24 protein-coding genes are annotated in these 24,801 nt (G+C 69.2%); 14 read left to right on the forward strand and 10 right to left on the reverse strand.

The annotated features are described in order from the left end of the window. Positions 1-6: 6 nt before the first annotated feature. On the reverse strand, positions 7-1,500 hold the full coding sequence (locus IT306_26905) for a DUF3536 domain-containing protein (protein MCC7372075.1): 1,494 nt from the start codon (positions 1,498-1,500) through the stop codon (positions 7-9). Positions 1,501-1,926: 426 nt separating this feature from the next. Between IT306_26905 and IT306_26910 the strand changes: the two genes are divergently transcribed. From IT306_26910 to IT306_26920, 3 genes are all read left to right on the forward strand, one after another. Further along, positions 1,927-3,099, forward strand: coding sequence for a hypothetical protein (locus IT306_26910; protein MCC7372076.1), 1,173 nt, complete (start codon positions 1,927-1,929; stop codon positions 3,097-3,099). Between the two features lie 117 nt (positions 3,100-3,216). Next, entirely contained in the window at positions 3,217-3,639 is a 423-nt protein-coding gene (locus IT306_26915) for a cupin domain-containing protein (protein ID MCC7372077.1), read from the forward strand. A gap of 280 nt (positions 3,640-3,919) precedes the next feature. Then, positions 3,920-4,708 carry an LLM class F420-dependent oxidoreductase gene (locus IT306_26920; protein ID MCC7372078.1) on the forward strand — a complete coding sequence of 263 codons (789 nt, stop codon included), beginning with the start codon at positions 3,920-3,922 and terminating at the stop codon, positions 4,706-4,708. 61 nt (positions 4,709-4,769) lie between these two features. Here the strand turns inward: IT306_26920 and IT306_26925 are convergent, their stop codons facing one another. The 4 genes from IT306_26925 to IT306_26940 all read right to left on the reverse strand — a co-directional run bounded on the left by IT306_26925 (position 4,770) and on the right by IT306_26940 (position 9,019). Next, a complete protein-coding gene (locus IT306_26925; GenBank protein ID MCC7372079.1) occupies positions 4,770-5,384 on the reverse strand; it encodes an adenylate/guanylate cyclase domain-containing protein in 615 nt (204 codons plus the stop codon). 165 nt (positions 5,385-5,549) lie between these two features. Next, the gene (locus IT306_26930; protein ID MCC7372080.1) at positions 5,550-5,738 is read right to left on the reverse strand and encodes a hypothetical protein; all 189 of its coding nucleotides are present in this window, start codon (positions 5,736-5,738) and stop codon (positions 5,550-5,552) included. Positions 5,739-5,897: 159 nt separating this feature from the next. Continuing rightward, positions 5,898-7,547, reverse strand: coding sequence for a nickel pincer cofactor biosynthesis protein LarC (gene larC / locus IT306_26935; GenBank protein MCC7372081.1), 1,650 nt, complete (start codon positions 7,545-7,547; stop codon positions 5,898-5,900). Continuing rightward, positions 7,544-9,019 carry a bifunctional folylpolyglutamate synthase/dihydrofolate synthase gene (locus tag IT306_26940; GenBank protein MCC7372082.1) on the reverse strand — a complete coding sequence of 492 codons (1,476 nt, stop codon included), beginning with the start codon at positions 9,017-9,019 and terminating at the stop codon, positions 7,544-7,546. The genes larC and IT306_26940 overlap by 4 nt, the downstream gene beginning before the upstream one ends. 163 nt (positions 9,020-9,182) lie before the next feature. Between IT306_26940 and IT306_26945 the strand changes: the two genes are divergently transcribed. The 11 genes from IT306_26945 (at position 9,183) to IT306_26995 (ending at position 19,806) form a co-directional block, all read left to right on the forward strand. Further along, a complete protein-coding gene (locus IT306_26945) occupies positions 9,183-10,097 on the forward strand; it encodes an SMP-30/gluconolactonase/LRE family protein (protein MCC7372083.1) in 915 nt (304 codons plus the stop codon). A 355-nt stretch (positions 10,098-10,452) separates the two neighbouring features. Continuing rightward, positions 10,453-10,686, forward strand: coding sequence for a DUF433 domain-containing protein (locus IT306_26950; GenBank protein ID MCC7372084.1), 234 nt, complete (start codon positions 10,453-10,455; stop codon positions 10,684-10,686). Between the two features lie 524 nt (positions 10,687-11,210). Further along, complete coding sequence (gene trpS / locus IT306_26955; protein ID MCC7372085.1) at positions 11,211-12,263, forward strand: tryptophan--tRNA ligase; 1,053 nt, start codon at positions 11,211-11,213, stop codon at positions 12,261-12,263. Next, positions 12,263-13,828 carry an anthranilate synthase component I gene (trpE, locus tag IT306_26960; GenBank protein MCC7372086.1) on the forward strand — a complete coding sequence of 522 codons (1,566 nt, stop codon included), beginning with the start codon at positions 12,263-12,265 and terminating at the stop codon, positions 13,826-13,828. The genes trpS and trpE overlap by 1 nt, the downstream gene beginning before the upstream one ends. Further along, on the forward strand, positions 13,825-14,451 hold the full coding sequence (locus tag IT306_26965; GenBank protein MCC7372087.1) for an aminodeoxychorismate/anthranilate synthase component II: 627 nt from the start codon (positions 13,825-13,827) through the stop codon (positions 14,449-14,451). The genes trpE and IT306_26965 overlap by 4 nt, the downstream gene beginning before the upstream one ends. Positions 14,452-14,455: 4 nt before the next feature. Further along, positions 14,456-15,487, forward strand: coding sequence for an anthranilate phosphoribosyltransferase (trpD, locus tag IT306_26970; GenBank protein ID MCC7372088.1), 1,032 nt, complete (start codon positions 14,456-14,458; stop codon positions 15,485-15,487). Beyond that, complete coding sequence (gene trpC, locus IT306_26975; protein ID MCC7372089.1) at positions 15,487-16,290, forward strand: indole-3-glycerol phosphate synthase TrpC; 804 nt, start codon at positions 15,487-15,489, stop codon at positions 16,288-16,290. Before trpD ends, trpC begins: the two co-directional genes overlap by 1 nt. Next, positions 16,287-16,949, forward strand: coding sequence for a phosphoribosylanthranilate isomerase (locus tag IT306_26980; GenBank protein ID MCC7372090.1), 663 nt, complete (start codon positions 16,287-16,289; stop codon positions 16,947-16,949). The genes trpC and IT306_26980 overlap by 4 nt, the downstream gene beginning before the upstream one ends. After that, positions 16,915-18,147, forward strand: coding sequence for a tryptophan synthase subunit beta (gene trpB / locus IT306_26985; GenBank protein MCC7372091.1), 1,233 nt, complete (start codon positions 16,915-16,917; stop codon positions 18,145-18,147). The genes IT306_26980 and trpB overlap by 35 nt, the downstream gene beginning before the upstream one ends. Then, positions 18,144-18,965 (forward strand): tryptophan synthase subunit alpha, encoded by an 822-nt coding sequence (locus IT306_26990; protein ID MCC7372092.1) that lies wholly within the window; start codon positions 18,144-18,146, stop codon positions 18,963-18,965. Before trpB ends, IT306_26990 begins: the two co-directional genes overlap by 4 nt. A 49-nt stretch (positions 18,966-19,014) precedes the next feature. Beyond that, positions 19,015-19,806, forward strand: coding sequence for a segregation/condensation protein A (locus IT306_26995; GenBank protein MCC7372093.1), 792 nt, complete (start codon positions 19,015-19,017; stop codon positions 19,804-19,806). On the opposite strand, the gene IT306_27000 is transcribed toward IT306_26995, so the two are convergent. From IT306_27000 to IT306_27020, 5 genes are all read right to left on the reverse strand, one after another. Next, a complete protein-coding gene (locus IT306_27000; GenBank protein MCC7372094.1) occupies positions 19,705-20,625 on the reverse strand; it encodes a site-specific integrase in 921 nt (306 codons plus the stop codon). The genes IT306_26995 and IT306_27000 overlap by 102 nt on opposite strands. 332 nt (positions 20,626-20,957) lie before the next feature. Next, positions 20,958-22,373, reverse strand: coding sequence for a DUF512 domain-containing protein (locus IT306_27005; protein MCC7372095.1), 1,416 nt, complete (start codon positions 22,371-22,373; stop codon positions 20,958-20,960). Further along, a complete protein-coding gene (locus IT306_27010; GenBank protein ID MCC7372096.1) occupies positions 22,370-23,065 on the reverse strand; it encodes a (d)CMP kinase in 696 nt (231 codons plus the stop codon). The genes IT306_27005 and IT306_27010 overlap by 4 nt, the downstream gene beginning before the upstream one ends. Positions 23,066-23,073: 8 nt before the next feature. Beyond that, a complete protein-coding gene (locus IT306_27015; GenBank protein MCC7372097.1) occupies positions 23,074-23,796 on the reverse strand; it encodes an rRNA pseudouridine synthase in 723 nt (240 codons plus the stop codon). A gap of 19 nt (positions 23,797-23,815) precedes the next feature. Next, entirely contained in the window at positions 23,816-24,772 is a 957-nt protein-coding gene (locus IT306_27020; protein MCC7372098.1) for a D-alanyl-D-alanine carboxypeptidase, read from the reverse strand. Positions 24,773-24,801: the final 29 nt, after the last annotated feature.

Consider the following 24,801-nt stretch of genomic DNA (forward strand, 5'->3'; position numbering starts at 1 on the left):
TGCCATTCAGGCTACCACCACCGCATCCTTTCTGTCCGAATTGCCGGGATGCGGCTCACACCGGTGCCGGTACAACTGACCACGGGAGAATGTACCACCCGGCGCGTGCGCAATCGCCTCGGCCAGCAGATCGACCCCCGTTCGGCCGCTCTCGGTGCTGCGCGCCGCCCGCAGGTCGGCGGCGTAGGCGGTCAGCAGATCGAGCTTGTGGACGCGCTCGGCGTCGCGGAGGGCGCGCAGGCCGTAGCGAATGGCATTGCGCGGCTCGATCCGGTCGAGATCCTCGAAGAACCAGGCGCAGCTTGCGAACATGATGTGACGGTAGTACTGAGCGTCCAGGAGCCGTAGCGCCCGCTGCTGACCCACCTTCGGGTTGCGCGCGTGCTGCATCCAGAACGCGTCAGCCGTCGTCGCGCCCAGCCGTACCCCGATGTACGCCGCCTCGGCAGCCCACGGGTCGCGGAAAAGGCGGCTGGCCGCTGGCTCGTAGAGGGTGTCGATCTTCACCGCCAGACGCGTCAGCGCCTGCCGCAGATACCACTTCCACTCGCCATCCTCGACGATACAATCGCAGTCACCGCGCCAGCGGTCCACGCCGTGGTGGCAACTCCAGGAGGTCGCCTCGGCCAGCGTCACTTCCTCCAGCGGCGGGTGGAACTCCAGGTACCGGCCCAGGCTGGTCACCTCGAACCCGCGCGAGACGGCGCTCACGCCCAGCAGGTGCGCCAGGAACTTGTCGCGGTACGGCAGGTGGTGGCCATACAGCTCACCATCGGTGGCGATCAGCACCAGTTGGGGATCGCCGTCCGCCACGCGGGTCCGCTCGATGTGGCGCGGCAAGTCCTGCAGTCCGAACACATCGGCGTTCGTCGTCAGCGTGGAGTCGAACGAGACACGGCCAGACAGGTCGCCGTTGTAGAAGAAGGCGGCGATCTTGCGGCCATCGGCAAGGCGCACCCAGTACGGCTGCGACGTGTCGACAGGTGCACCAGCCTGCCAGGGCGCCAGGATGGTGTAGGTGATGCCCTGATCCAGCAGCGCCCCCAGGCTGGCCGAGTCGGCGGCCGTCTCCGCCAGCCACATCCCCTCCGGCGCGTACCCGAACCGGTGCTGGTAGTCGGCGATGCCCCAGGCCACCTGGATCCGACGCTCGTGCTCGCTCGCCAGCGGCATGATCGCGTGGCTGTACACCTGGGCCAGCGCGTTCGGATGGCCGTACGCGAGGAAGTGCGTCCGGGCCTGTGCGATGATGGCGTCGTAGGTGGGACGGTCGTGCGCCTCGAGCCAGGATGCCAGCGTCGGGCCGAGATCGAAGCTGATCCGCGAGAAGTTGCCAAGCTCGGCGTTCGGCCGGTAGCACTCGGCGGCGATCTTCTCGTTGAAGTTGCGGAACGGGTCAGCGCCCTTTTCGCGCGGCAGCACGCCGGTGAATGGATCTTCCCGGGGCGGCTGGTAAAAGTGCCCGTGTATTGTCAGATGGGGCTTCATCCCGCCGGCCATGCCAGATCCCTCACTCCGTCGCGTGCATCGCGCTCAGCTGGGTCTGGGCCGGCGCAACGCCGATGGACGGGCAACGCTGCCTCCATCAACATTATCGGCACGTCTTCCAAAAAGCTGAGGCTGAACATCCCTGTCCTCGGCGCTTCGGGGCCGTCCTGGGAGTGTGCATCCACTCCACGGGGCCGCGCATGCCAGCGCCTGCTGTTCGTCTGGCGTAGGCTAACACGGCCGGGGTGCGAACACAACGCGGTTGGCACACACCCCGAGCGTACGCGTGGCAACAGTATCCGGCGCATCGCAATGACACACTGATATGCAGTCGTCACGGTCTCTTTACATTCTGTTCACAAGAAACGCGGATACTCCCCACAGGCCTGCGGCCCCGGCCAGGGTTGGTCCGGTGGACATGCCTGCGTAGGACGGTAGATGCGTTCAGCCCGATGGATTGTCGCGGCATCCTCGGTGGCCCTCAGCCTGGTACTCGCGGAGCTGCTGGTGCGAGTGGTCGCGCCGGTCAGCGAATCGCGGTTGCTCCCCTTTACATATAACGACGAGCGGGTACACCAGATCATCCGTGGTGACACGTACCTGACCTACGATGCTGACCTCGGCTGGAACCTGACGCCGAGCCGCACCCGCCGCTCGGAAGGCAACGTCTACCGCATCAACAGCCAGAGCATCCGCGCCGACCACGACTACCAGCTTGACGAAGCGCCGGGCGTCCAGCGGATCACCGCCTTCGGCGACTCGTTCACCCACTGCAGCGAGTCCACCCAGCAAGACTGCTGGACCGTGCTGCTGGAAGACGCCCTGCCACGGGCCGAGGTGCTCAACTTCGGCGTACCGGGCTACGGCCCCGACCAGGCGCTGCTGCGCTACGGCCGCGACGGACAGAAGTTCGGCGGCTGCGCCGTGATCATCGGGTACTTCGTGGGCGACATCGAGCGCGTCGTCAATCGCTTCAGGCCGTTCATTCACCCTGACGACAGCGTCGTCTTGAGCAAGCCGCGCTACGTGCTGAACGGTTCTGATCTGGTGCTGATGCCCAACCCGGTGACCGACCTCGATCAGCTCCTGGATGTCCACTGGGTCGAATCGACACTCGGACAGCACGACTCCTGGTACTTCCCGAACACCTTCACGGCCGGCCCGTTGGACTCCTCCCACCTGGTACGACTGGGGCGGACGGCCGCCTACACCTGGCATCGACAGCCGCTCCTGCGGACCGAGCGCGGATTCCCGCTCTACGACCAGCAGGGGGAGGCCTATCAGCTGACGCAGCGCATCCTCCTGAAATTCGTGGACGATGTCCGCGCGAACGGCGCGACCCCGGTGGTCGTCGTGATGCCGGGCATGCTCGACCTGGCGCAGAACGCCACAGGCGTGAAGACGTATGCTCCGCTCCTGGAACTGCTCAGCGAGGCCGGCGCGCCGGTCGTCGACGTGACCTCCGAGCTGCTGGTCGAGGTCGAGCGCCACGGCCTCGACGATGTCTTCGAGGATACGCACTATTCCCGGCTGGGGAACGCTGCCGTCGCGCAGAAACTCGCGGAGACGTTGCCGCGTCTCACACAGCCGACCTGTGGCCCGGCACGGTAGCCACCAACGCCCTCTGGTCCCTGCTGCCGCCCCCTGCTGTGACTCAGGTTGATCTTCGAGGCCCGGCGGTTGATACTCCCGACGCGCGCCATGACGGCGCCACCAGGGAGGAACCCGATGCCGGCTCGAACCTTTGACTGGCGCGACGATCCGACCGGAACCGTGATCGCCGTGCCAGACGTGCGCGCACGCTTCCTCAAGCGCAACCCGGACGACGCACTCGGCGGCTTCCACAGCCACGAGGAGTCGAATGGCATCGAGACGTGGGTGGTCCTCGAAGGCAAGGTTCGCTTCGAGTTCGACGACGGCGAGGTCATCGCCACGCCGGGCCAGTCTGTGGTGGCCTACCCACACGAGAAGCACCGTGTCTCCTGCGCCGGCGATGAGCCCTGCGTCTACTTCCTGACGCTGACGCCGCACCGCGAGCCGACGCACACCTTCTACGACGACAACGGCAACCGTCTCCCGTCACGCGTCGGGACGGTCAACACGACGTGGTGCGGCGAGCCGTCGCTGGGCGAGCTGCCCACGAAGGTCTAGTGCTCGGCCATGCTGGGCATGATGGGTGCACAGCAACCTTGTCATCCCGACCGCGGCGAGGAACGGGCGCAGTGGAGAGATCTTCTTCGCATAACCACGAAGGGGAAGATCCCTCGACTGCGTTCGCAAGGCTTGCCCTGAGCTTGCCGAATGGGTCACGTCGCTCGGGATGACAGGGGGTGTTGACAGCCATCGCTTTCAGCGTGGTGATGTACCAGCCCCAGCGCGCATTCGCTCGGCGCAGTCGGCGGGCCGCCTCCGGGCGGCCCCGAGGAGAGGTATGGCGAAGATCAAGATCGGCGTACAGATCCGTCCGCAGCACACCACCTGGGAGGCGTACCGCGATGCCTGGCTCTGGGCGGACCAGGCAGGCGTGGACGTCATCTACAACTGGGACCACTTCTTCCCGCTCTTCGGCACCTGGGATGGCAACCCTCACCAGGGCGACCATCTGGAGCCGTGGACGCTGCTCGCGGCGCTCGGAGCGCAGACGAAGCAGGCCGCCGTCAGCTGCCTCGTGCTCTGCATGGGCTACCGCAACCCGGCCCTGCTGTCGAACATGGCCAAGACCATGGATCTCATCACGGACGGACGGTTCGTGCTGGGCATCGGCGCCGGCTGGGCACAACGGGACTACGACGAGTTCGGCTTCGAGTTCGGGACGCCCGGCAGCCGGCTCAAGCACCTCGAAGAGGGGCTCGCCATCATCAAGGATCGGTGGAGCAAGGACGAGCCGAAACCCGTCAACGGCAGTATTCCGATCCTGATCGGTGGGGCCGGCGAGAAGGTGACGCTGCGAATCACCGCCCAGTACGCCGACCAGTGGCACACCCACGGCACGCCTGAGGTGTTCGCCGCCAAGAGCGCCGTCCTCGACGAGTGGTGCGCCAAACTCGGGCGAGACCCGTCGACGATCGAGCGGGTCTGCGCGGCGCGCCCCGAGCAGTTCGACATCCTCGACCAGTACGTGAAGGTCGGCGCGACCCAGCTCATCTACGGCTGGGACGACCCGTGGAAGACGGACCAGATCGAGTGGCTGCTCAAGTGGCGCGACGAGGCCAACGCCTGAACGTGGGTTCTGGGTTCTGGGTTCTGGGTTCTGGGCACACTCTCCCAGAACCCAGAAAGTCCTAGCGCACGACCTTGTGCGCCGTCAGGTCCAGCCCGGAGATGCTGACTGACCACGCCGCGAACGTCGCCACGCCGGCGCTCGCCACGGCCTCGTAGGCTGCCGCCGTCAGCAGGATCTCGCCACGCTCCGCCAGGTCCTCCCCCAGCTTGCACGCGATGTTCATCTCGTCGCCCCACGCGTCATCCTCGCCAACCAGCAGCATCCGCCCGTAGCCGATGCCGATGGCCACGTAGATCTCGCTGGCGGCCGGCAGTGGCTCGTTCGCGATCTCGACGTGCTGCTGGATCTCCAGTGCGCAGCGCGTCGCATCCTCCGGCCCCGTGAACAGCGCGAAGATGTTGTCCGCCTCGACGCGCAGCACGCGCCCATGATGAGCTTCGATGATCGGCCGGACCATCCGCCCGAGTCGCTCCAGCCGAGCCAGGTAGTTGACGATGCCGTGCTGGCGCACCGACCGCGAGAAGCCGCAGCTGTCCAGCACCATGATCGAGACCGGCTTGCAGAACTCGGCGTGGATCTGCGTGTCGATCTGCTCCTGCCGCTCCGGATACTCGTTGTACTGCCTCAAGAGCTCCTGCAGCCGCGACCGGCCCGGTCCAAACAGTGCGTCCATCAGGTCCCCCCCGCATCACCGCTTGCGTCTCCGCGTCTGGTATCCAGGCCTGAGGCGCCTCGGCGCCTTCCTCACCTATCGCCGTGACGTTCTCACCTCGGACAGGTCGTGGCTGGCCACGAACCAGTTGACGACGGTGACCGTCATCAGCACGTAGCCCAGGTACTACAGGATACGGCTGACGCGCGGCAGGGCCGTCGAGCCTGAGCTGGCCCGCCTACCGATGGTCAGCGCGTCCCAGACGATGCCGAACGCCAGGAGCCCCGTGCCACCACCGGTGCCCAGCGGGCCAGCCGCTCTTCCGCGATCCCCGTGACCCAGTAACCCGCCTGCGACCGTCGGCGGCCAGTCCATGCTATCGCCCGCATGGTAGACCACGGCTGGCGAAGGCCGGCAGCCAGCTGCGTTACACGATCCTGTCGAATCGGAAACAGGTCAGACGTGTCGGTCACGCTGGCGCGAACGCCGCTCCGTGACGCAGCCGCGCGCCGGCGGCCACGTCGAGACCGCCCCCTATGCCGGCGAATCACCCCGGGCACCCAGGATATCGGCGGCCTGCAGCGCGGCTCGGTAGACATCTGCCAGCGGGACACCGTGCTGGCGGGCCAGCGCCGAGCAATCCTCGTACTCGGGCGAGGCGGTGGCTCGCTCGTCGAGCAGCTTGAGCTTGACGCGCACCTCACCGTACGGTGTGAGGACGGTCTCGACGCGCCGCCGAACGATGAGCCGCTCGGCGCGCGTCATGCGGACCCCGAACGTCGAGGTCTCGCGGAGGATCAGGCCGGCCAGCTCTCGGGCCTGCTCGGGCCGCGCGATCGCCGCCAGCAGCACGCCCGGGCGGTGCTTCTTCATCTGGAGGGCCGTGAAGGAGACGTCGAGCGCCCCGGCCGCGAGCAGCAACTCCATGGCGTAGCCGAGCTGTTCAGGCGTGCTGTCGTCCAGGTTGGCCTCGATGACGGTGACCTCGTCGGCGACCAGGGAGTCACCTCCCACCCCCCGACCCCCTCCCCCGCACGCGGGAGAGGGGGGGTCCGCGCACGACATCTGGCCCTCCCAACTCTCCGCGCCAGATAGCCGAGCTGGGGGGGTGAGGTTACGCGATGGTCCTGAGGCGGCGAGGTTCCCCTGCGAAGTTGGCGGGGCCACCTCCTCCGGGTGGGCGAGGGCTGTGCGTTCGGCCGCCCGAACTGGCGGCGAGAGGCGCGGCGGTCCCGGCGTCCAACGCTCGCCCAGCCAGATCCGCACACAGTTCGGCCACGGCAATTCCTTCGTGCCGTAGCCGTACCCGACCCGTCGCACCCGCATCATTGGCTGCTCGAAGGTCGCAAGCTCGGCCAGCAGCGCCGCGCCGGTCGGCGTGACCAGTTCTCCCAGGACGGGCGCCGGGCGCGTCGGCGCGGCCACCCCGGCCAGGATCTCCAACGTGGCTGGCGGCGGGGCTGGCAACAGCCCGTGCTCCATCCGGACCGTCCCGCCGGGCAGCGGCAGGCTCGACGCGTAGACCTCGCGGATACCCAGCGTGTGCAGCCCGATCAGGTTGCCGACGATGTCCACGAGAGAATCGACCGCCCCGACCTCGTGAAAGTGGATCTGCTCGGGCGTGGTGTTGTGGATCCTGGCCTCGGCGCGGGCCAGCCGCCAGAACACGGCCACCGCCTTTGTGCGGACCCACGCCGGCAGGGCGCTCCGTTCGAGCATCGCCAGGATATCGCCGAGGCCGCGCGAGGGCTGCACCCGCTCGTCGATGAGCACATCGAACTTGGTGCCGGAGACGCCGAACGACTGCTTCGTCGCTACGCTCAGCTCGTAGCCGGACAGGTCGAGCGCCGCCAATCCCTCTCGCAGCACGTCGAGCGACAGTCCGGCATCGAGCTGCGCGCCCAGCAGCATGTCGCCGGCCACGCCGCTGAAGCAGTCCACGTACAGAAGCGGGGTCCGGAGCTCACTCGGGGCGCGCGGCGTCCAGGACGAAAGGATCGAGCGACCCGCACTGGCCGGCGCAGACGGCGCAGCGTCTGCTGGTGGCTGCTGCTCGTGCGGGTGCGGCTCTGCATGCCCGGGCACCTGCGGCGCCTGATTCTCGCGCGGGTGCGGATGGTCGTGCGGCTGCCGCCGCGGCTCCGGGTGCGGATGACCGTGGCCGTGCTCGTCCATCTCGCTCATGCTCCCCCCTCCACCACCTCGGTTGCCGCCTCGGTCGTAGGCGACCCGCGTACCGGCGCCCGGCCGCGTTCGTCCTCCTCCAGCGCCTCCCCCACGACGAACAGCGAGCCGGTCACCAGCACGAGGTCGCGCGGGCCGGCCTCGGCCAGCGTCTCGCCGATGGCGTCGCGGACCTCAGGGATGATGCGCGCCTCGACGCCGCGCGCCGCCACGATCCGCGCCAGCTCGTCCAGCGGCACCGAGCGCTCGTGGTGCGAGCGGGTCAGCGTCACGCCGTCCATGATGGGCAGCAGCGCGTCGAGCATCCGTGTCACGTCCTTCCCGACCGACGTGCCAAAGACCAGCCGCCGGCGCTCGCTGGGGAAGCACTCGGACACGGCCTCCGCCAGCCGCCGCGCCGAGTCGCCGTTGTGCGCGCCGTCCAGCACGAGCCAGGGCGACGACCGCAGCACCTGGAGTCGGCCCGGCCAGCGGACCGACGCCAGCCCGCTCCGGACGGCGCTCGCCAGGGCCGGCAACCCGGGCGATGCCGCCCGCGGCCCGGCGCTCGCCCCTGCGCCGAGGGGACGGGGAGCATCGGGCTGCCGCGGGATGTCGGTCACCAGGGCCACAGCCAGGGCGGCGTTCTCGCGCTGGTGCCGCCCGAGCAGCGGCGTCTGCAAGCGCCGAAACGTCCCGCGCGGCCCCGCCACCACAAACGTCCCGCAGCCGGCCCCACCGTCCTCGGGATGCCACTGCCACTCCTGCCCGACCATCTCCAGGCGCGCGCCGCTCGCCTCGGCGGCCCGGTCGATCACTGCCTGGGCCTCAGCGGGCTGCCGCGCCGAGGCGGCGAGGCGGCCCGCTCGAAACACGCCCGTCTTCTCCCTCGTGATGTGGGTGAGGGTCGGCCCAAGGGTCGCCATGTGGTCGTAGCTGACGGGCGTAAGCGCCACGGCGAGCGGATCGAGCACATTCGTGGCGTCATGGAGGCCGCCCACCCCCGCCTCGACCACGGCGATCTGCACGCCGGCCGCGACGAATGCCAGCAGCGCGAAGGCGAAGCCGGCCTCGAACGTGGTGGCCTGCCCGAGGTCTGGCCGCTCGTGCCCGAGCCGATCCACCGCCTCGCGGATCGCCGGCATCAGCCGCGCCACGGTGGACGGCTCGACATCCTGCCCGTCGATGCGGGTCCGCTCGCACCAGCTGGTCAGGTGCGGCGACGAGACCATCCCGACCGCGTAGCCGGCCGCGCGCAGCATCGACTCGGTATACGCCGCCACCGAGCCCTTCCCCTTGGTCCCGGCGACCAGGACGCTGGCAAGCTGCCGGTCGGGGCCGCCCAGCAGGTCGAGCAGCGCGCGCGTCCTGGCGAGCTTGCGCGGATGGTCGGCCACGATCTGCGCGGCGGTGCGGATGTTCGGCGAGAGGCCGTACAGCCAGTGCAGCGCATCCTGGTAGGCTGGGTCAGGGATCGCGGAGTCGGCTCGCATCTACCGTGCGAGTATACCGGGGCATCGCGGTGGCCGCGCCGGACTCGCAGCGGGGCGGGGGGTGAGGGGCCATCCCGGCGGTGAGGGGTTTCCGAACGGCCAACCGGCTACCATAGCCCCACCGGCGCGCCGCCGCGCCCGACCGTCTGCCGCAGGAGGCTCCATGAGCGCCACCGTCGTCCTCGATCCCAGGCTCGCAGACCTGGTTGACCCATCGGCCACACCCGAGCAGATCGCCAGCGGCTGTGTCTTCACCGAGGGACCGCTCTGGAGCCACCGCGACCAGTGGCTGACCTTCAGCGACGTACGCGGCAACACGATGTACCGCTGGACCGAGTCGGGCGGCCAACAGGTCTTCCGGAAGCCGAGTCAGGTCGCGAACGGGAACACCTACGATCTCGGGCACAACATCGTCACCTGCGAGCACCAGGGCCGGCGCGTGTCGCGGACGTCCCCCGATGGCCGCATCGAGACGGTCGTGGACCGCTACGACGGCAAGCGGCTGAACAGCCCCAACGACGTGATCTGCCTCGCGAACGGCGACCTGATCTTCACCGATCCGCCGTACGGCCTGCGTCAGCCGGACGGGACGTTCGCACCCGGCGAGACGCCATTCAACGGCGTCTATCGGGTGTCGGCGTCGGACGGCAGCATCCGGCTGCTGGTGGACGACTTCGAGCGCCCGAACGGCCTCGTCCTCAGGGACGACGGCCGCACGCTGTTGATCGACGACACGGACCGCCACCACGTCCGCGCGTTCGACGTGAACGACGACGGCAGCCTGAGCAACGATCGGGTCTTCGCGGAAGTCACCTACGGCAGCACGGTCGGCCGGCCGGACGGCATGAAGCTGGACGTGCTCGGCAACCTCTACGTGACGGCGAACACGGAGGACGGCCTGTGGGTCTACGCGCCAGACGGCGCTCCGCTCGGGTTCATCGGCACGCCCGAGCCGCCGGCTAACTGCGCCTGGGGCGGCCCTGGGAATCGGATGCTGTTCATCACGGCGAACACCGGCGTCTACCGTCTGACCATGAAGGTGTCAGGTCAGGCGATCCACGCCAACCAGCCGGCGTAGACGGTCCTCACGGCTTCCCAGTCCGCCACACAGAGCAGAACTTCGCCACGCTCCCCCGTACTCTGCTCGTCATTTCGGCCGCGACGCGCAATGAACATCCCCGCCCTGACAACCGCAGTGCAGCGCGAAACAACCATCCCAAGGTTGTCCCGACCGAAACGAGGGATGAACTTCCCTCCGTCATCCCGACCGTAGCGAGGAACGAGCGAAGCGGAGGGATCTTCTCCCTCTGTCCGGCACATTTCAGGCAGGGAAGATCCCTCGACTTCGTTCGCAGGCTCACTTCGCTCGGGCTGACCCGGTTCAGCGCACGTGCGTGTCGACGCCTCGCTACGACACGCCGTATCGTGAACGCATGGACTCGCTGCCCTCGCGCATCACCATCGATTCGAACATCTGCCACGGCAAGCCGGTGATTCGCGGTCTGCGCTATCCCGTGCAGTCGATGCTGGAGTGCCTAGCTGGCGGCGACTCCATCGAGGACATTGTGGCCGCGTTCCCTGACCTGAAGCGCGGCGATCTCCTCACCTGCCTGGAGTTCGCGGCGCGCTCGCTTGAGGTCAAGCGCTCGCACCTGACGGCGGCGTGAAGTTCATGATCGATGCCCGGCATCCCCAAGAAGGAAATACCCAGAGCGATTTCGGATTGACGGCCCGCCGCCACGCCCGTATACTCCCCCACTAGACACAACCGCATACTCAAAGACTGCGAACGGGACGAGTACCCGTCAGCGAGCGCCTCAGAGAGCCGGGGTTGGTGTGAACCGGTGGCGCAGACGGCGGCGAATGGACCCGGGAGTCGCGATCCGAACGCGCAGGACGGTCACCCGCTGACCGACAGGCACCAAGTAGGCATCGCCGGAGTTGCCACCGTTATCAGGGTGTAGGGCATCGCCGTGAGGCCGGCAGCAGCACGCTGCAAGGTTCAGGGCCGCGCCCGCGAAGGGCTTGTCACGCAGTCCCCTGCACGACGGCCGAAACAGGGTGGCACCACGAGACGCCCCTCGTCCCTGGCTGGACGAGGGGCGTTTGCCGTTCACACAGGATCTCGCTCTGCCTCCCTCTCCGCCCCGGAGATCGGAACACGGCGAGGTCAGCGGAGGGGTGCTACCAGATGACCGCAGGTTCTCAGGCCAAGAAGGGCCGCATTCTCACTGGCGACCGGCCCACCGGCAAGCTCCACCTGGGGCACTACGTCGGCTCGCTCGCCAACCGCGTCAAGCTCCAGGACACCTACGACTGCTACTTCATCGTCGCCGACTACCACGCGCTGACCACCCGCTTCGACAACCCCCGCGACATCGGCGAGAACGTCCATGAGCTGGTGCTCGACTACCTGAGCGTCGGCATGGACCCCGACAAGAGCGTCATCTACCTGCAGTCGCTCGTCCCCGAGACCTGCGAGCTCCACTTGCTGTTCAGCATGCTCGTCTCGGTGCCGAGGCTGGAGCGCCTTCCCACGCTCAAGGACGTCGTGCGCGATCTCAAGCTGGAGACGGCCTCGTACGGGCTGCTCGGCTACCCGGTGCTCCAAAGTGCTGACATCCTGATCGTGCGGGGCAACCTCGTGCCGGTCGGCAAGGACCAGTCGTCGCACATCGAGATCACCCGCGAGATCGGTCGCCGCTTCAACGACCTCTACGGCGAAGTCTTCCCCATCGCCGAGGCGCTCATCGGCGACGTGCCCACCCTCGTCGGGATCGATGGCAAGGCCAAGATGAGCAAGAGCCTCAACAATGCCATCATGCTGGCCGACTCGCCCGAGGAGGTCAAGCGCAAGGTCATGGGGATGTACACCGACCCGACCCGCCTGCGCGCCACCGATCCGGGGACGGTCGAGGGCAACCCCGTCTTCCAGTACCACGACGCCTTCAACCCGAACCTGGACGAGGTCAACGACCTGAAGGACCGCTACCGCGTCGGGAAGGTCGGCGACGTCGAGGTCAAGCGCAAGCTGATCGCCGCCCTGGAGAACTTCCTCGAGCCGATCCGCGAGCGCCGCGCCAAGGTCGAGAGCCAGCCCGGCCTGGTGGACGACGTCATCGCCGAGGGCAGCCGCAAGGCTCGCCGCGAGGCCGAGGAGACGATCCGCATGGCCCGAGACGCCATGGGCATCAACTACTTCGCCAGCGAGCGGCCGGACATGGCCGGATCACGGAGGGGCTGATGTTCACGCCGAGTCTGACCCAGGCCAAGGCGCTGGTGGGCAAGGCCCGCTTCGTGCCGATCTATCGCGAGATCCTGGCCGACCTGGAGACGCCCGTCTCGGCCTACCTCAAGTACGCGGCCGGCCGCGACTCGTTCCTGCTGGAGAGCGTCGAGGGCGGCGAGAACGTCGGGCGCTACTCGTTCATCGGGGCGCGCCCTCGCGAGATCCTGGAGATCCGCGAGGACGGCGCCGCCCTGGAGACGCCGGACGGCAGCCGCGCGCTTGAGTACGACGATCCGCTGGCCCTGATCGACAGCCTGCTCGGCATGGACACGATGGCGACGCTGCCGGGCCTGCCGCGCTTCATCGGTGGGGCCGTCGGGTTCCTCAGCTACGAGATCGCACGCTGCTTCGAGAAGCTGCCGGCGGCGGCCAACGATCCGCACGGGCTGCCGCTGGCCCGCCTGATGTTCGTGGACTCGCTGCTGGTCTTCGACCACACCCGACGGACCATCAAGGCCGTCACCCGGCTGCCGCTCGACGGCGACCTTGAAGCCAACTACGCCGAGGCCGTCCAGCGCATCTCGGCCATGCTCGACCGGCTCGATCAGCCGGCCCAGGTGCCACGGCTGGAGTCGATCCCCACGTTCAACGAGGGCATCGGCCTGCACGACCGCGTCCAGTCGAACGTCACGCCCTCCGAGTTCATGGGCATGGTCCGCAAGGCCAAGGAGTACATCCGGGCCGGCGACATCATCCAGGTCGTGCCGTCGCAGCGGCTCTCGCTGAAGACGACCGCCGATCCGTTCTCGATCTACCGCGCCCTGCGGGTGGTCAACCCGTCGCCGTACATGTTCTTCCTCGACTTCGGGGACTACCACCTCGTCGGGGCCTCACCCGAGATGCTGGTGATGGTCGAGAAGGGCCTGATCCACAATCGGCCCATCGCCGGCACGCGCTGGCGCGGGGCTACGCCCGAGGAGGACGACCGCCTCGCCCGCGAGCTGCTGGCCGACGAGAAGGAGCGGGCCGAGCACGTCATGCTGGTCGACCTTGGCCGCAACGACGTCGGCAAGGTCAGCAAGGCTGGCACCGTCTCGGTGGACGAGCTGATGGTGATCGAGAAGTACTCGCACGTCATGCACATCGTCTCGAAGGTCACCGGGCAGCTCCGCGACGACCTCCGCCCCGTCGATGCGTTGCGGTCGGTCTTCCCGGCTGGGACCGTCTCCGGCGCGCCCAAGATCCGCGCGATGGAGATCATCGCCGAGCTGGAGAAGGACCGTCGCGGAACCTACGCCGGCTCGGTCGGCCTGTTCAACTGGGATGGCGAGATCGAGACGGCCATCGCGCTGCGGACAGCCCTGGTCAAGGACGGCACGGTCCACGTCCAGGCTGGCGGCGGCATCGTCGCCGACTCCGATCCCGCCTTCGAGTACGAGGAGACGCTGAACAAGGCCGCCGCGCTGCTGCGTGGCGTGCTGGCCGCCGAGCGGGCCGGTCGGCCGGCCTCCGCGCCGGTCCCGAGCGCCATCGGGGACGCCCTGGCCGAGCCGGTCTCTGAGGGGGTGCCTGCGACATGAGCCGCCTGCTCCTGATCGACAACTACGACTCGTTCACCTACAACCTGTACCAGTACCTCTGCGAGCTTGGCGCGGATGTGGACGTGCGCCGCAACGACTCGCTGACCGTCGAGGAGATCGAGGGGATGCAGGTCGACGGCATCATCCTCTCGCCGGGGCCGGGCCGCCCCGAGGACGCTGGCGTCTGCATCCCGGTCGTCAAGCAGTTTGTCGGCAAGCTGCCGATCCTCGGCGTCTGCCTCGGGCACCAGGCCATCGCGGCGGCCTACGGCGCGGAGATCGTCTCCGCGCCCGAGCTGCTGCACGGCAAGACCTCGGAGATCGTCCACGGCGGCGACGGCCTCTATCAGGGGCTGAAGCCAAACTTCCGAGCCGTGCGCTACCACTCGCTGGTGGCCGACCGTCAGACGCTGCCAGCCACGCTCCAGGTGGATTCGGAGACGGCGGACGGCACGATCATGGGCCTGCGGCACCGCGATGAGGCATTGTACGGAGTCCAGTTTCACCCAGAATCGATCCTGACCGACGGCGGCAAGACGCTGCTCAAGAACTTCCTGGATATCGTCGCGGCGGCGGCCAGTACGGCCCGGCCCCTCGCGACCTCGATTCCGGCGGGGAGGTAAGGCGATGGCGATCAAGGAGATGATCGTCAAGGTGGTGGAAGGCCGGTCCCTCCGCGAGACCGAGGCCGCTGCCGCCATGCTCGACATCGTGGAGGGGCTGGCGACGCCCTCGCAGATCGCGGCGTTCGTGACGGCGCTCCGCATGAAGGGGGAGACCGCCGAGGAGATCGCCGGGCTCGCGCGGATCATGCGCCGCTACGCCAACCGCGTCGAGGCCGACTCAGACGCCATCGACATCGTCGGGACCGGCGGCGACGGCGGCAACACGTTCAACATCTCGACCCTCTCGGCCATCGTGGTGGCGGCGGCCGGCGGGAAGGTCGCCAAGCACGGCAACCGTGGCATCACCAGCAAGTGCGGCGCGGCGGACATCCTCGAAGCGCTCGGGGTGGCGTTCGATCTGCCGCCAGACGGCGTCGCCGAGTGCGTGCGCCGGACCGGCTTCGGCTTCATGTTCGCGCCGCTGTACCATCCGGCCATGCGTCACGCCGTGGTGCCGCGCCGCGAGATCGGCGTGCGGACGGCGTTCAACCTGCTCGGCCCGATCACCAACCCGGCCGGCGTCACGTCCCAGGTGACGGGCGTGGCCGTTGGCCCGGTCGCGCCGATCATCGCCGAGGTGCTGCGGCTGCTCGGGTCGCGGCGGGCGCTGGTCGTCCACGGCAGCGACGGCCTGGACGAGCTGTCGATCTCGGCGCCGACGAAGGTCTACGACGTGGCCGATGGCGTCGTCAGCGACTACGAGATCACCCCCGAGCGGATCGGGTTGCAGTCGCACCCGAGCGAGGCGATCCGGGGCGGCACCGTCGAGGCGAACCTGCGCTACGCCCAGTCGATCCTGGCCGGCGAGCGCGGGGCGGCCCGCGACGCCGTCCTGCTGAACGCCGCCGCCGGCATGGTGGTGGCCGGCCTCTCGGAGGACATGCGGCGCGGGGCGCTGCGAGCGGCCGAGGCCATCGACAGCGGCGCGGCCAGGGCCAAGCTCGACGAGGTGCGCGAGGTCTCGCAGTCGCTGAAGGGGGCGGTGCCAGCCTGATGATCCTCGACGACATCCTCGCCAACAAACGCAACGAGGTTGCCGAGCGGCTGGCCCGCGTCCCGCAGGCGGAGCAGGCCGCCCGGGCGGCCGCCGCCGCGCCGGCCCGCGACTTCCTGGGGGCGCTGCGCCGGCCCGGCGTCTCGATCATCTCGGAGATCAAGCGGCAGTCGCCGGCCAAGGGCGCGCTGCGGCTCGACATGGACGCCCCGACGATGGCCCGGACCTACGCGGCGGCCGGCACATCCTGCATCTCGGTCCTCACCGACGAGAAGTACTTCAAAGGCTCGGACGCCGACCTCACCGCCGTGCGCGAGCGGGTCACCGTCCCGGTCCTGCGCAAGGACTTTGTCGTCTCGCCGTACCAGGTCTACGAGGCGCGGGCCATCGGCGCAGACTGCGTGCTCTTGATCGTCCTGGCGCTCACCCCCGACGAGATCGTCAGCACGAGCGCGCTGGCAACGTCGCTCGGGATGGCCGCGCTGGTGGAGGTCCACACCGAGGACGAGTTGCGGATCGCCCTGGACTGCGGCTCGGAGCTGATCGGCATCAACAACCGCGATCTGACCCGCATGGTCACCGACGTAGCGACCACCGCGAAGCTGCGACCGCTGGTCCCGGCCGGCGTCACCCTCGTCAGCGAGAGTGGCATCCGGACCGCCGAGGACATCGCCATGCTGCGCGATCTCGGCGTTGATGCCGCCCTGATCGGCGAGTCGCTGGTCACGGCCCCGGACGCTGGCGACCTGCTGCGGAGCTTTCTGGCAGCCGGCGCACCGCTTCCCACCCGGACGCCCGCATGAGCCGGACCCGCGTCAAGATCTGCGGCATCAAGACGGTCGAGCAGGCCGCCATGGCGCTGGAGGCTGGAGCCGACTTCCTCGGCTTCATTTTCTACCCGCCGAGCCATCGGTACGTCGCGCCGCGGACGGTGGGGGAGATCGTGGCGGCGGCGCGGTCGCGCTTCGGCGGGCCAGACCGCTGGCAGGCGGTCGGCGTCTTCGTCGACGAGCCGCTGGAGGTCGTCCAGTCAACCGTGCGAACGGCCGGGCTGGACTTCGCGCAGTTGTGCGGAGCAGAAGTTGCCGCCTACGCGGCTGCCGTCGGCTCACCGGTGATCCGCGTGGTGCACGTCGATGGCAGCGGCCAGCCGCAAGCCTCGACCGTCGCCGCCGACCACGGGGCTGCCCGCCTGCTGCTCGACGCCAAGGCCGACGGCCAGTACGGCGGCACCGGCACGACCTATCCCTGGCCGGCCGTACGAGCCGCCGCCGCCGAGGCGTTCCTGGCCGGCGGCCTGACGCCCGGCAACGTGGCCGAGGCGATCGAGGCGACGCGCCCCTGGGCCGTGGACGTCAGCAGCGGCGTGGAGTCGTGCCGGGTGAAAGACCCGGACCTGATTCGCGCGTTCATCTCGGAGGTCAGACGTGTCGATCTCGCAATCGACAGCCATCGCCGCTGAACAGGTCGCGGAGGCCCAGCCGCAACGGCCGGGCTACTTCGGACCGTACGGCGGCCAGTTCGTCCCAGAAGTCTTGATGCCGGCCCTGCGCGAGCTGGAAGTCGCGTACGCCGAGGCCCGCGACGATCCCGAGTTCCAGGCCGCATTGGCGCGCCAGTTGCGCGACTACGTCGGTCGCCAGACACCGCTCTACCACGCCCCACGTCTGAGCGAGGCGGTCGGGTGCCGGGTCTACCTCAAGCGCGAGGATCTGGCCCACACCGGCGCCCACAAGATCAACAACGCCCTCGGGCAGGCGCTACTGGCGAAGAAGATGGGCAAACAGCGGATCATCGCCGAGACCGGCGCCGGCCAGCACGGCGTCGCCACGGCCACGGTCTGCGCCAAGCTCGGGCTTGCGTGTGTCGTGTACATGGGCGTCGAGGACGTGCGGCGGCAGTCGGTCAACGTCTTCCGCATGCAACTGCTCGGCGCAGAAGTCCGTCCGGTCGAGAGCGGCACCAAGACGCTCAAGGACGCCATCAACGAGGCGATCCGCGACTGGGTCACCAACGTCCGTTCGACGTTCTACATCATCGGCTCGGCCATCGGGCCGCACCCCTACCCGACGATGGTCCGCGACTTTCAGTCGGTCATCGGACGGGAGTCGCGCGAGCAGGTGCTGGAGCAGGCAGAACGGCTGCCGGACGCCGTCGTCGCCTGTGTGGGCGGCGGCAGCAACTCCATCGGCATGTTTGCCGGCTTCGTGGACGATCCCGGCGTCCGGCTGATCGGCGTCGAGCCGGGCGGCGTCGGGATGGGGCCGAACGAGAACGCGGCCACCCTGGTCTCGGGCAAGATCGGCGTGCTGCACGGCACGCGCACCCTGATCCTCCAAGACGACGACGGCCAGATCCTCGGGACGCACTCGGTCTCGGCGGGCCTGGACTACCCGGGCGTCGGGCCGGAGCACAGCTATCTCCAGTCCATCGGCCGCGCATCGTACGTTGCTATCTCCGACCAGGACGCACTGGACGGCTTCCGGCTGCTCTGCCGCACGGAGGGGATCATCCCGGCCTTGGAACCGGCCCACGCCATCGCCTACCTGCGCGACCTTGGCCGCGAGCTGGGGCCAGATGGCACGGTCGTGGTGTGCCTGTCGGGTCGCGGTGACAAGGACATCGACAGCTTCCGCGAGGCGACCGGAGGACTGGCATGAGCGCCCAGAATCGGATCGACCGGGCCTTTGCCGGCCTCAAGCAGGAGGGGCGCATCGGGCTGTTCCCCTACCTGACGGCCGGCTACCCGGACCGGGCCGCCTGCGTGCGGCTGCTGCGGGTCATGGCCGACGCCGGCGCGGACGCGTTCGAGCTTGGCATCCCGTTCTCGGACCCGCTGGCCGACGGCGTCACGATGCAGATCACCAGCGCGAAGTCGCTGGCGCAGGGGACCACCCTGGCGGACGCCTTCGACATCGTGGCCGAGTTCCGGCAGACGCACGACACGCCCATTGTGATGATGAGTTACGTCAATCCATTGATGGCCTACGGCTTCGAACGGCTCTGTGCGGACGCCGCGCGCATCGGCGTGGACGGATTCATCGTCCCCGATATGCCGCTGGAGGAGGCCGCCGAGCTGGCCGACGCCGCCCGGCAGCACGGCCTGCACTACGTCTACTTCCTGGCCCCGACCAGCGACGCCGGCCGGATCGAGGCGGTCGGCGGGCAGTCGAGCGGCTTCATCTACTGCGTGGCGCTCGTCGGCACCACCGGCGCTCGCTCGGAGCTGTCGGCGGAGCTGCCCGACTTCCTGGCTCGCGCCCGCGCCGCGACTGCGACGCCGCTGGTGGTCGGCTTCGGCATCTCGACGCCGGCCCACGTCGCGCGGCTGGTCGGGATGGCGGACGGGGCCATCGTGTCGAGCGCCATCGCCAACCTGATCGAAGCCACGCCACCCGAGCAGGTTGAGGCTGCCGTCGACGAATTCGTGCGCCAGCTGCGGGCCGCCACGGCCGGCACGACGGCGGCCACACGTTGACTCGCACCTGCGAGGAGGCCCTCACGCCCAGGCCGGCGAGTGCAAGACGGTGACCGTCAGCCGCCGACCGGCCCCGCCCGTCCTCCAGCTCGGCGAGTTCTCCGGGCCGCTCGACCTGCTGCTGACGCTGGTCGAGCGGCGGCGGCTGCCCATCGCCGAGCTGAGCCTGGTGGCCGTCGCGGATCAGTATCTCGCGCAGGTGCGCTCGCTCAACGAGGTCGACCCGGACCTGCTCTCGGAGTTCCTGGCGATTGCCGCCCGCCTGCTCCTGCTAAAGTCGCGGTCGCTGCTGCCGGCCATCGAGCCGCCGGCCCCGCCCGAGCTGGCCGAGGAGACAGACGGCGCGGAGCTGGTGCGTCGGCTGGAGGCATACCGCTCGTTCAGGGCGCTGGCCGAGGCGCTCGGACGGCTCGACGCAGCCGGCCTCTCGTCGTACGGGCACGGCGCACACAAGCTTGATCTGCCGCCGGAGTCAGTCGCACTCCAGGCGATTGCCCCAGAGATTCTCCGCTCGCTCTACCTCGCCATCGAGAAGCGGCGCAATCCCGGCACGGCTGACGAGGAGACCATCCGCCCGCGTATCAGCGTGGCCGAGCGGCTGTTCCTGCTGCGCGGCCTGCTCACCACCGAGAAGCGCATCAACTGGCAGGCCGTCTGCGGCGAGACGGTTGACGAGATCGTGGCGACGCTGCTGGCGGTGCTGGAGCTGGTCCGGCGCGGCGAGATAGTGATCGTACAGTCAGCCCTGTTCGGGCCGATCACGCTCGAAGCCGGCGACCAGCCGTCGATACCGGTCGGGGACGACGCTCTCCCCAGCGAGTCCGAGCTCGCGGGTCAGTAGGGTGTCATGCTCCTGGCGTAGGGCGCGAACGGCGCTCGGGCGCGCGCCATCGATGGCCGCCTGCCGTTCCCGCGCGAGAAACGTGCGGATGCGGTCGCATCCATACGCATCGCGGAGCATCTTCGGCGTCACCTTGCCGCTCGGTCGCACGCTCGCCTTTCGACCGCACGTCTCCACGATGAAGTCAACGCCGCGCGCACTCACGCCGAAGACGGCCTCACGACCGGCCACGCTGGCGTCGGCAAGCTGCTCGCGAAGGGCGGCGGCCAGCCGCACGGTCAGGGCCAGCGTCCGCTGCCGCACGCGCCCGGTTTGCCGCCGATGCCGGATATGCAGCCGTCCTGGGGACTCCACACCGTCCACAAACTCGACATCCTCGCAGCGGAGGGCCACGGCCTCGTCGCGCTTGAGGCCGGCGTCGATCAGGCACAGTACCAGCGCCTGCCAACTCGCCGTGTGGGCCGCCGCCACCACCTGCTCGACCTCCGCGGGCGTCAGCACCGACAGCTCGGGCGCGACGAAGCTCGGATACAGCAGCTCGGCTGACGGGTCGTGCTCCAGGTCGCCGGCGGCGTGCAACTGCCGAAAGAAGCCCTTGACGGTCGCCGTCTTCCGCCGCAAGGACGACGTGCTGTTCCCCTGCTGCCGCCCGAGCCACGCGAAGAAGCCGCGCAGATCGTCGGCGGTCACGCTGCCCAGCGTCAGCCGCCCGAGATACCGCGCCAGCTGCTGGAGATCGAGGCGGGTGCTGGCGACGGTATGCGCCGTCTTGCCGGCCTCGGTCAGGCTGTCAAGATAGGTTGTCAGAGCGTCGTGCAACGTCCACCGCGCAAGAGCGTACCTGGGAACAGCGCCTGCATCCCTTGCGTCCCTCCCATCATTCCGAGCGGAGTGGGCCTGCGAACGCAGTCGAGGGATCTTCCCCTTCGATTCGCTCATCTTTGTCTGAGGAAGATCCCTCCACGTCGCTCGTGCCTCGCTTCGGTCGGGATGACAATGGCAGGCGCTCGTGCCTCGCTTCGGTCGGGATGACAACGGCACGCACTCGTGCCTCGCCGCGGTCGGGATGACAACGGCACGCACTCGTGCCTCGCTTCGGTCGGGATGACGCACCAGGGATCGTACGCGCGCCCCAGGCAGCGCCACAACCGCTACGCTGTGCTGCCCAGGCTCAGGCTGGCGAGGTCGGACGCCGTCCGACCCAGCGCGATCCGCACGCCCGTCTGCTCCTCGATCCCCTCCACGCTCCACTCGTCCAGCGTGCGGTTCCCCTCGAAGCCGAAGGCGTTGCGCGGCAGAATCGCCAGATCGGCCGGCGACTCCCGCAGCACCCGCACGATGTCCACGCCGCTCATCAGGCCTGACACGGTGATCGACGCGCCGAACAGGGTGTTTTCGACCACGCACACCCGGACGGACAGCCCATCGACGGCGCTCATCTCCTCGCCGATCTGGCGCAACGCCGGCGCTGCCGCCCGACCGCACAACCACGCCACCGTCCGCGCCGGCTCGACGCTGGCCGGCAGGCGGCGACGGGATCGACGCCAGTCCGCCAGCATCACGCGAGTCAGCCCGACGCCATTCTGAATCTGCGGGAAATCCTCGTAGTAGGCCGCCCCCGGCAGCTTGCGCCCGGCCAGCAGGAACAGCTCATCGCTCGGGAAGATCAGGCCGCTGCCGTGTTCGCGCTTGAAGCGCCGACGCAGCCGCGCGATCCGGTCCAGCGTGTCGGCGGCGTCGGCTGGGGTGACAGGCCGCAGCGTGCGGACCCGCAGATGATCGCTGATGCCGACCGGTACGACGGCCATGGACGCCACCACGCCGTCGAGGGCGGCAAGCTCCGTGGCCGTCTGCTCCAGCACCTCACCATCGTTCAGGCCCGGGCAGAGCACGATCTGGACGTGGACCTGGATGCCGGCCCTCCCAAGCCACTGCAATTGGGGAAGGATCGGGGCAGCCCCGGGATGCTCCAACAGCCGGGCGCGCAGGTCCGGGTCCGTGGCATGGACCGACACGCGCAACGGCGTCAATCGCTGGAACGCGATCCGGTGCCAATCCTCCTCGGCGAGGTTGGTCAGCGTGACGAAGCTGCCGAACAGAAACGAGTAGCGGTAGTCGTCGTCGCGGACGTACAGCGAGCGCCGCAGCCCCTTCGGCAGGCCCCGAATGAAGCAGAACTCGCAGTTGTTGATGCACTGCCGCAGGCCGTCGAAGGTCGGCTGCTCGAAGTCCACGCCCAGGTCGAGGTCGTCCTCGTCCAGACGGACCCGCTTGACCAGCGGCACGCCATCCCGCTCCAGGTCGAGCACCACCCGCGCACTGTCCTGCACGGCGATCCGCACGTCGGTCAGGTCGCGCGGCACGACGCCGTCGATGGCGATCAGACGATCCCCCGCCTGCACGCCAGCGCGGCCAGCCGGGCCGTCCGGCCGCACACTGACGATGACCGCGCCCACGGCGTTGACCGGCCGGCGCTGGTCGCGGTCGATGATGACGCCGAACGCCAGGCGCGACGGCGACGCCGCCGCGCCGTCGCCCTCCCCGAGCAGCGGGATCGGCAGGCTCACCGCCCGGCCTCAGCCGCCCGCGGCGTCGCGACGCGCTCGGTCAGCAGCTCGCGGATCAGCCTCACCACCTGCTCGATGCTCTTGCCGTCCGAGTCGATCTCCACGGCATCGTCGGCCTTGACCATCGGCGCGATGGCCCGCGAGGCGTCCTTGCGGTCGCGCTCGACGATGGCAGCCTCCATCTCGCCCAGTCGATCGGGCGCACCGCCGACCTGGACCAGCCGCCGGTGGGCGCGCTCGGCCGGGCTGGCCGTCAGGTAGATCTTGAGATCGGCATCGGGGCAGACCACGGTGCCGATGTCGCGGCCGGCCAGGATTGTGCCGACGCCCTGCACCTGTCGTCGCTGAAGATCGATCAGCCCGGCCCGCACGGCTGGCGAGGCCGCCACCCGCGACACGACGGCATCGACCTCCGGAGTCCGAATGGCGTGGCTGATGTCCCGCCCGTGCAGCAGCACGTCGATCTGGCGTCCGTCCTCGACGCTGGCTGGCCGCACCTGGATGTCGATCTCGCCCACCAGCTGCCCCAGCCGCGTCTCGTCAGAGAGATCGACGCCCTCCTCCAGGCACCGCACGGACACGGCCCGGTACAGCGCGCCGGTGTCGAAGTAGAAGTAGCCAAGCTCGTTCGCCAGCAACTCGGCCACGGTGCTCTTGCCGGCCCCAGCCGGGCCGTCGATGGCCAGCACGATTGGTCTGTTCAAACGCCGTTCCTCTGGAGCGCCGCCACTTCGGCTGGGCGCAAGTCTCGCCAGGCGCCGGTTGGCAGGTCGCCCAGCAAGAGTGTGCCGATTCTGACACGGATCAGGCGAATCACGTCCAGGCCGACCTCGGCCGCCATCCGCCGGATCTGCCGGTTCCGCCCCTCGTGCAGCACGACCCGCAGCCACGTTCCAGCCTCGCGACGCTCCTCAACGGTGAATCGTGCCGGGGCCGTACGCCGGCCGTCCAGCTCCACCCCGCGCGCCAACTGCCCGAGCAGCCGGTCTGGCACGTCGCCGCGCACGAACGCCCGGTACTCCTTCTCGACGTCGTGGCGCGGGTGGGTCAGCATCATGGCAAGATCGCCGTCGTCGGTCAGGATCAGCAGCCCTTCGGAATCGTAGTCGAGGCGGCCGACCGGGTAGAGCCGGCGGTCGAGGTCCGAGACGAGGTCGATCACCGTCCGGCGACCCTGCGGATCGCTGGCCGTCGAGACGACGCCGGTCGGCTTGTTCAGCGCCAGGTAGGTGTGGGCGGTCGGCGGCATCACTCGCCGGCCGTCCACTTCGACCCGGTCCTGGTCAGGATCGACCGACGTCCCCAGCTCCGAGACGACGACCCCGTTCACCCAGACGCGGCCCGCGACGATGATCGCCTCGCTGGCCCGCCGCGAGGCCACGCCGCAGCGGGCAAGGTACTTCTGAAGCCGCTCGCGGCTCACGGGGACGCCTGCCTGCCATTCACGGGGATGTCCGTTGCGCCGTGGCCGTCAGCGCCAGCCGCCCCGCCTGTCCGAGCGAGGCGGGCGCACCGTCGACGCCGAGGTCGGCGCGCAGCATCGAGATGCGCGCCGCAGACGGGGACTGTGCCCTCTGGCGGACTGCAGGCCCGTCAGCCGCTCCGCCACGCCGACCCCACCGCTCATCCGCGAAGGCGTAGTCCAGCAATGCCGCGGCCTCGTCGCCGTAGGCCGGGCTGTTCATCACCACCGCGATGGCCCGTCGGCCGTCGCGCTCGGCCGTCGCCACGAGGCAGCGCCCGGCGTTGTCGTCGAAGCCGGTCTTGATGCCGTCCACTCCCTCGTAGGTGCCAAGCAGCGGGTTGGTGCTGCGGAACACCCAGCGAGGCGGCCCTTCGACCACGTACCGTCCATGCCCGACGACCTCTCGGAGGGCCGGCTGCCGCATCAGGGTCCGCCCGATGATCGCCATGTCGTACGCGGACGACAGGTGCCCGTCCTGATCGAGTCCGTGCGGGTTCTTGAACGTCGTGTGCTCGAGACCCAGCCGCCGGGCGAGGTCGTTCATCCAGCCGACGAAGCGCTCGGTCGAGCCGTCGCCGGCCGTCTCGGCGATGGCGAGGGCGGCGTCGTTGCCGGAGTTGAGCAGCAGCCCGTAGAGGGCGTCGCCCAGCGCCAGCGAGTCGCCCGGCTCCAGCCCGATGACGACGGGCGTGACGTTGTAGGCGTGGCTCGGCCGCACCGGCCTGTCGAGCGGCGCGCGCTCGACGGCCACCAGGGCGGTCGCCATCTTGGTCAAACTGGCGGGCGCGAGGGGCGTCCGGGCGTCCCGCTCGTAGAGCACCGCCCCGGTCTCGGCGTCCACCACGATGGCCGCTCGCGCCCGGGACGCCGGGGCCGGCCGCTCCTGGGCAGCGGCCGGCAGCACGGAGGCGCACGCCAGCATCAGAGTAACCACGGCGGCAAGCACTGCCCGGAGGCTCTCAC

The organism is Chloroflexota bacterium (assembly GCA_020850535.1).
In the GTDB taxonomy this organism is placed as follows: Bacteria; Chloroflexota; UBA6077; order UBA6077; family JACCZL01; genus JADZEM01.

What these genes read in the sequence shown, in the direction of transcription:
- trpE (MCC7372086.1), top strand. Translation starts at nt 12,263, where the DNA reads ATGTTCACGCCGAGTCTGACCCAGGCCAAGGCGCTGGTGGGCAAGGCC.
- IT306_26950 (MCC7372084.1), top strand. Translation starts at nt 10,453, where the DNA reads ATGGACTCGCTGCCCTCGCGCATCACCATCGATTCGAACATCTGCCAC.
- IT306_26940 (MCC7372082.1), bottom strand. Translation starts at nt 9,019, where the DNA reads ATGCGAGCCGACTCCGCGATCCCTGACCCAGCCTACCAGGATGCGCTG.
- IT306_26925 (MCC7372079.1), bottom strand. Translation starts at nt 5,384, where the DNA reads ATGGACGCACTGTTTGGACCGGGCCGGTCGCGGCTGCAGGAGCTCTTG.
- trpD (MCC7372088.1), top strand. Translation starts at nt 14,456, where the DNA reads ATGGCGATCAAGGAGATGATCGTCAAGGTGGTGGAAGGCCGGTCCCTC.
- IT306_26920 (MCC7372078.1), top strand. Translation starts at nt 3,920, where the DNA reads ATGGCGAAGATCAAGATCGGCGTACAGATCCGTCCGCAGCACACCACC.
- trpC (MCC7372089.1), top strand. Translation starts at nt 15,487, where the DNA reads ATGATCCTCGACGACATCCTCGCCAACAAACGCAACGAGGTTGCCGAG.
- IT306_26915 (MCC7372077.1), top strand. Translation starts at nt 3,217, where the DNA reads ATGCCGGCTCGAACCTTTGACTGGCGCGACGATCCGACCGGAACCGTG.
- IT306_26945 (MCC7372083.1), top strand. Translation starts at nt 9,183, where the DNA reads ATGAGCGCCACCGTCGTCCTCGATCCCAGGCTCGCAGACCTGGTTGAC.
- IT306_26910 (MCC7372076.1), top strand. Translation starts at nt 1,927, where the DNA reads ATGCGTTCAGCCCGATGGATTGTCGCGGCATCCTCGGTGGCCCTCAGC.
- IT306_26965 (MCC7372087.1), top strand. Translation starts at nt 13,825, where the DNA reads ATGAGCCGCCTGCTCCTGATCGACAACTACGACTCGTTCACCTACAAC.
- IT306_26990 (MCC7372092.1), top strand. Translation starts at nt 18,144, where the DNA reads ATGAGCGCCCAGAATCGGATCGACCGGGCCTTTGCCGGCCTCAAGCAG.
- IT306_26930 (MCC7372080.1), bottom strand. Translation starts at nt 5,738, where the DNA reads ATGGACTGGCCGCCGACGGTCGCAGGCGGGTTACTGGGTCACGGGGAT.
- trpS (MCC7372085.1), top strand. Translation starts at nt 11,211, where the DNA reads ATGACCGCAGGTTCTCAGGCCAAGAAGGGCCGCATTCTCACTGGCGAC.
- larC (MCC7372081.1), bottom strand. Translation starts at nt 7,547, where the DNA reads ATGAGCGAGATGGACGAGCACGGCCACGGTCATCCGCACCCGGAGCCG.
- IT306_26905 (MCC7372075.1), bottom strand. Translation starts at nt 1,500, where the DNA reads ATGGCCGGCGGGATGAAGCCCCATCTGACAATACACGGGCACTTTTAC.
- IT306_26980 (MCC7372090.1), top strand. Translation starts at nt 16,287, where the DNA reads ATGAGCCGGACCCGCGTCAAGATCTGCGGCATCAAGACGGTCGAGCAG.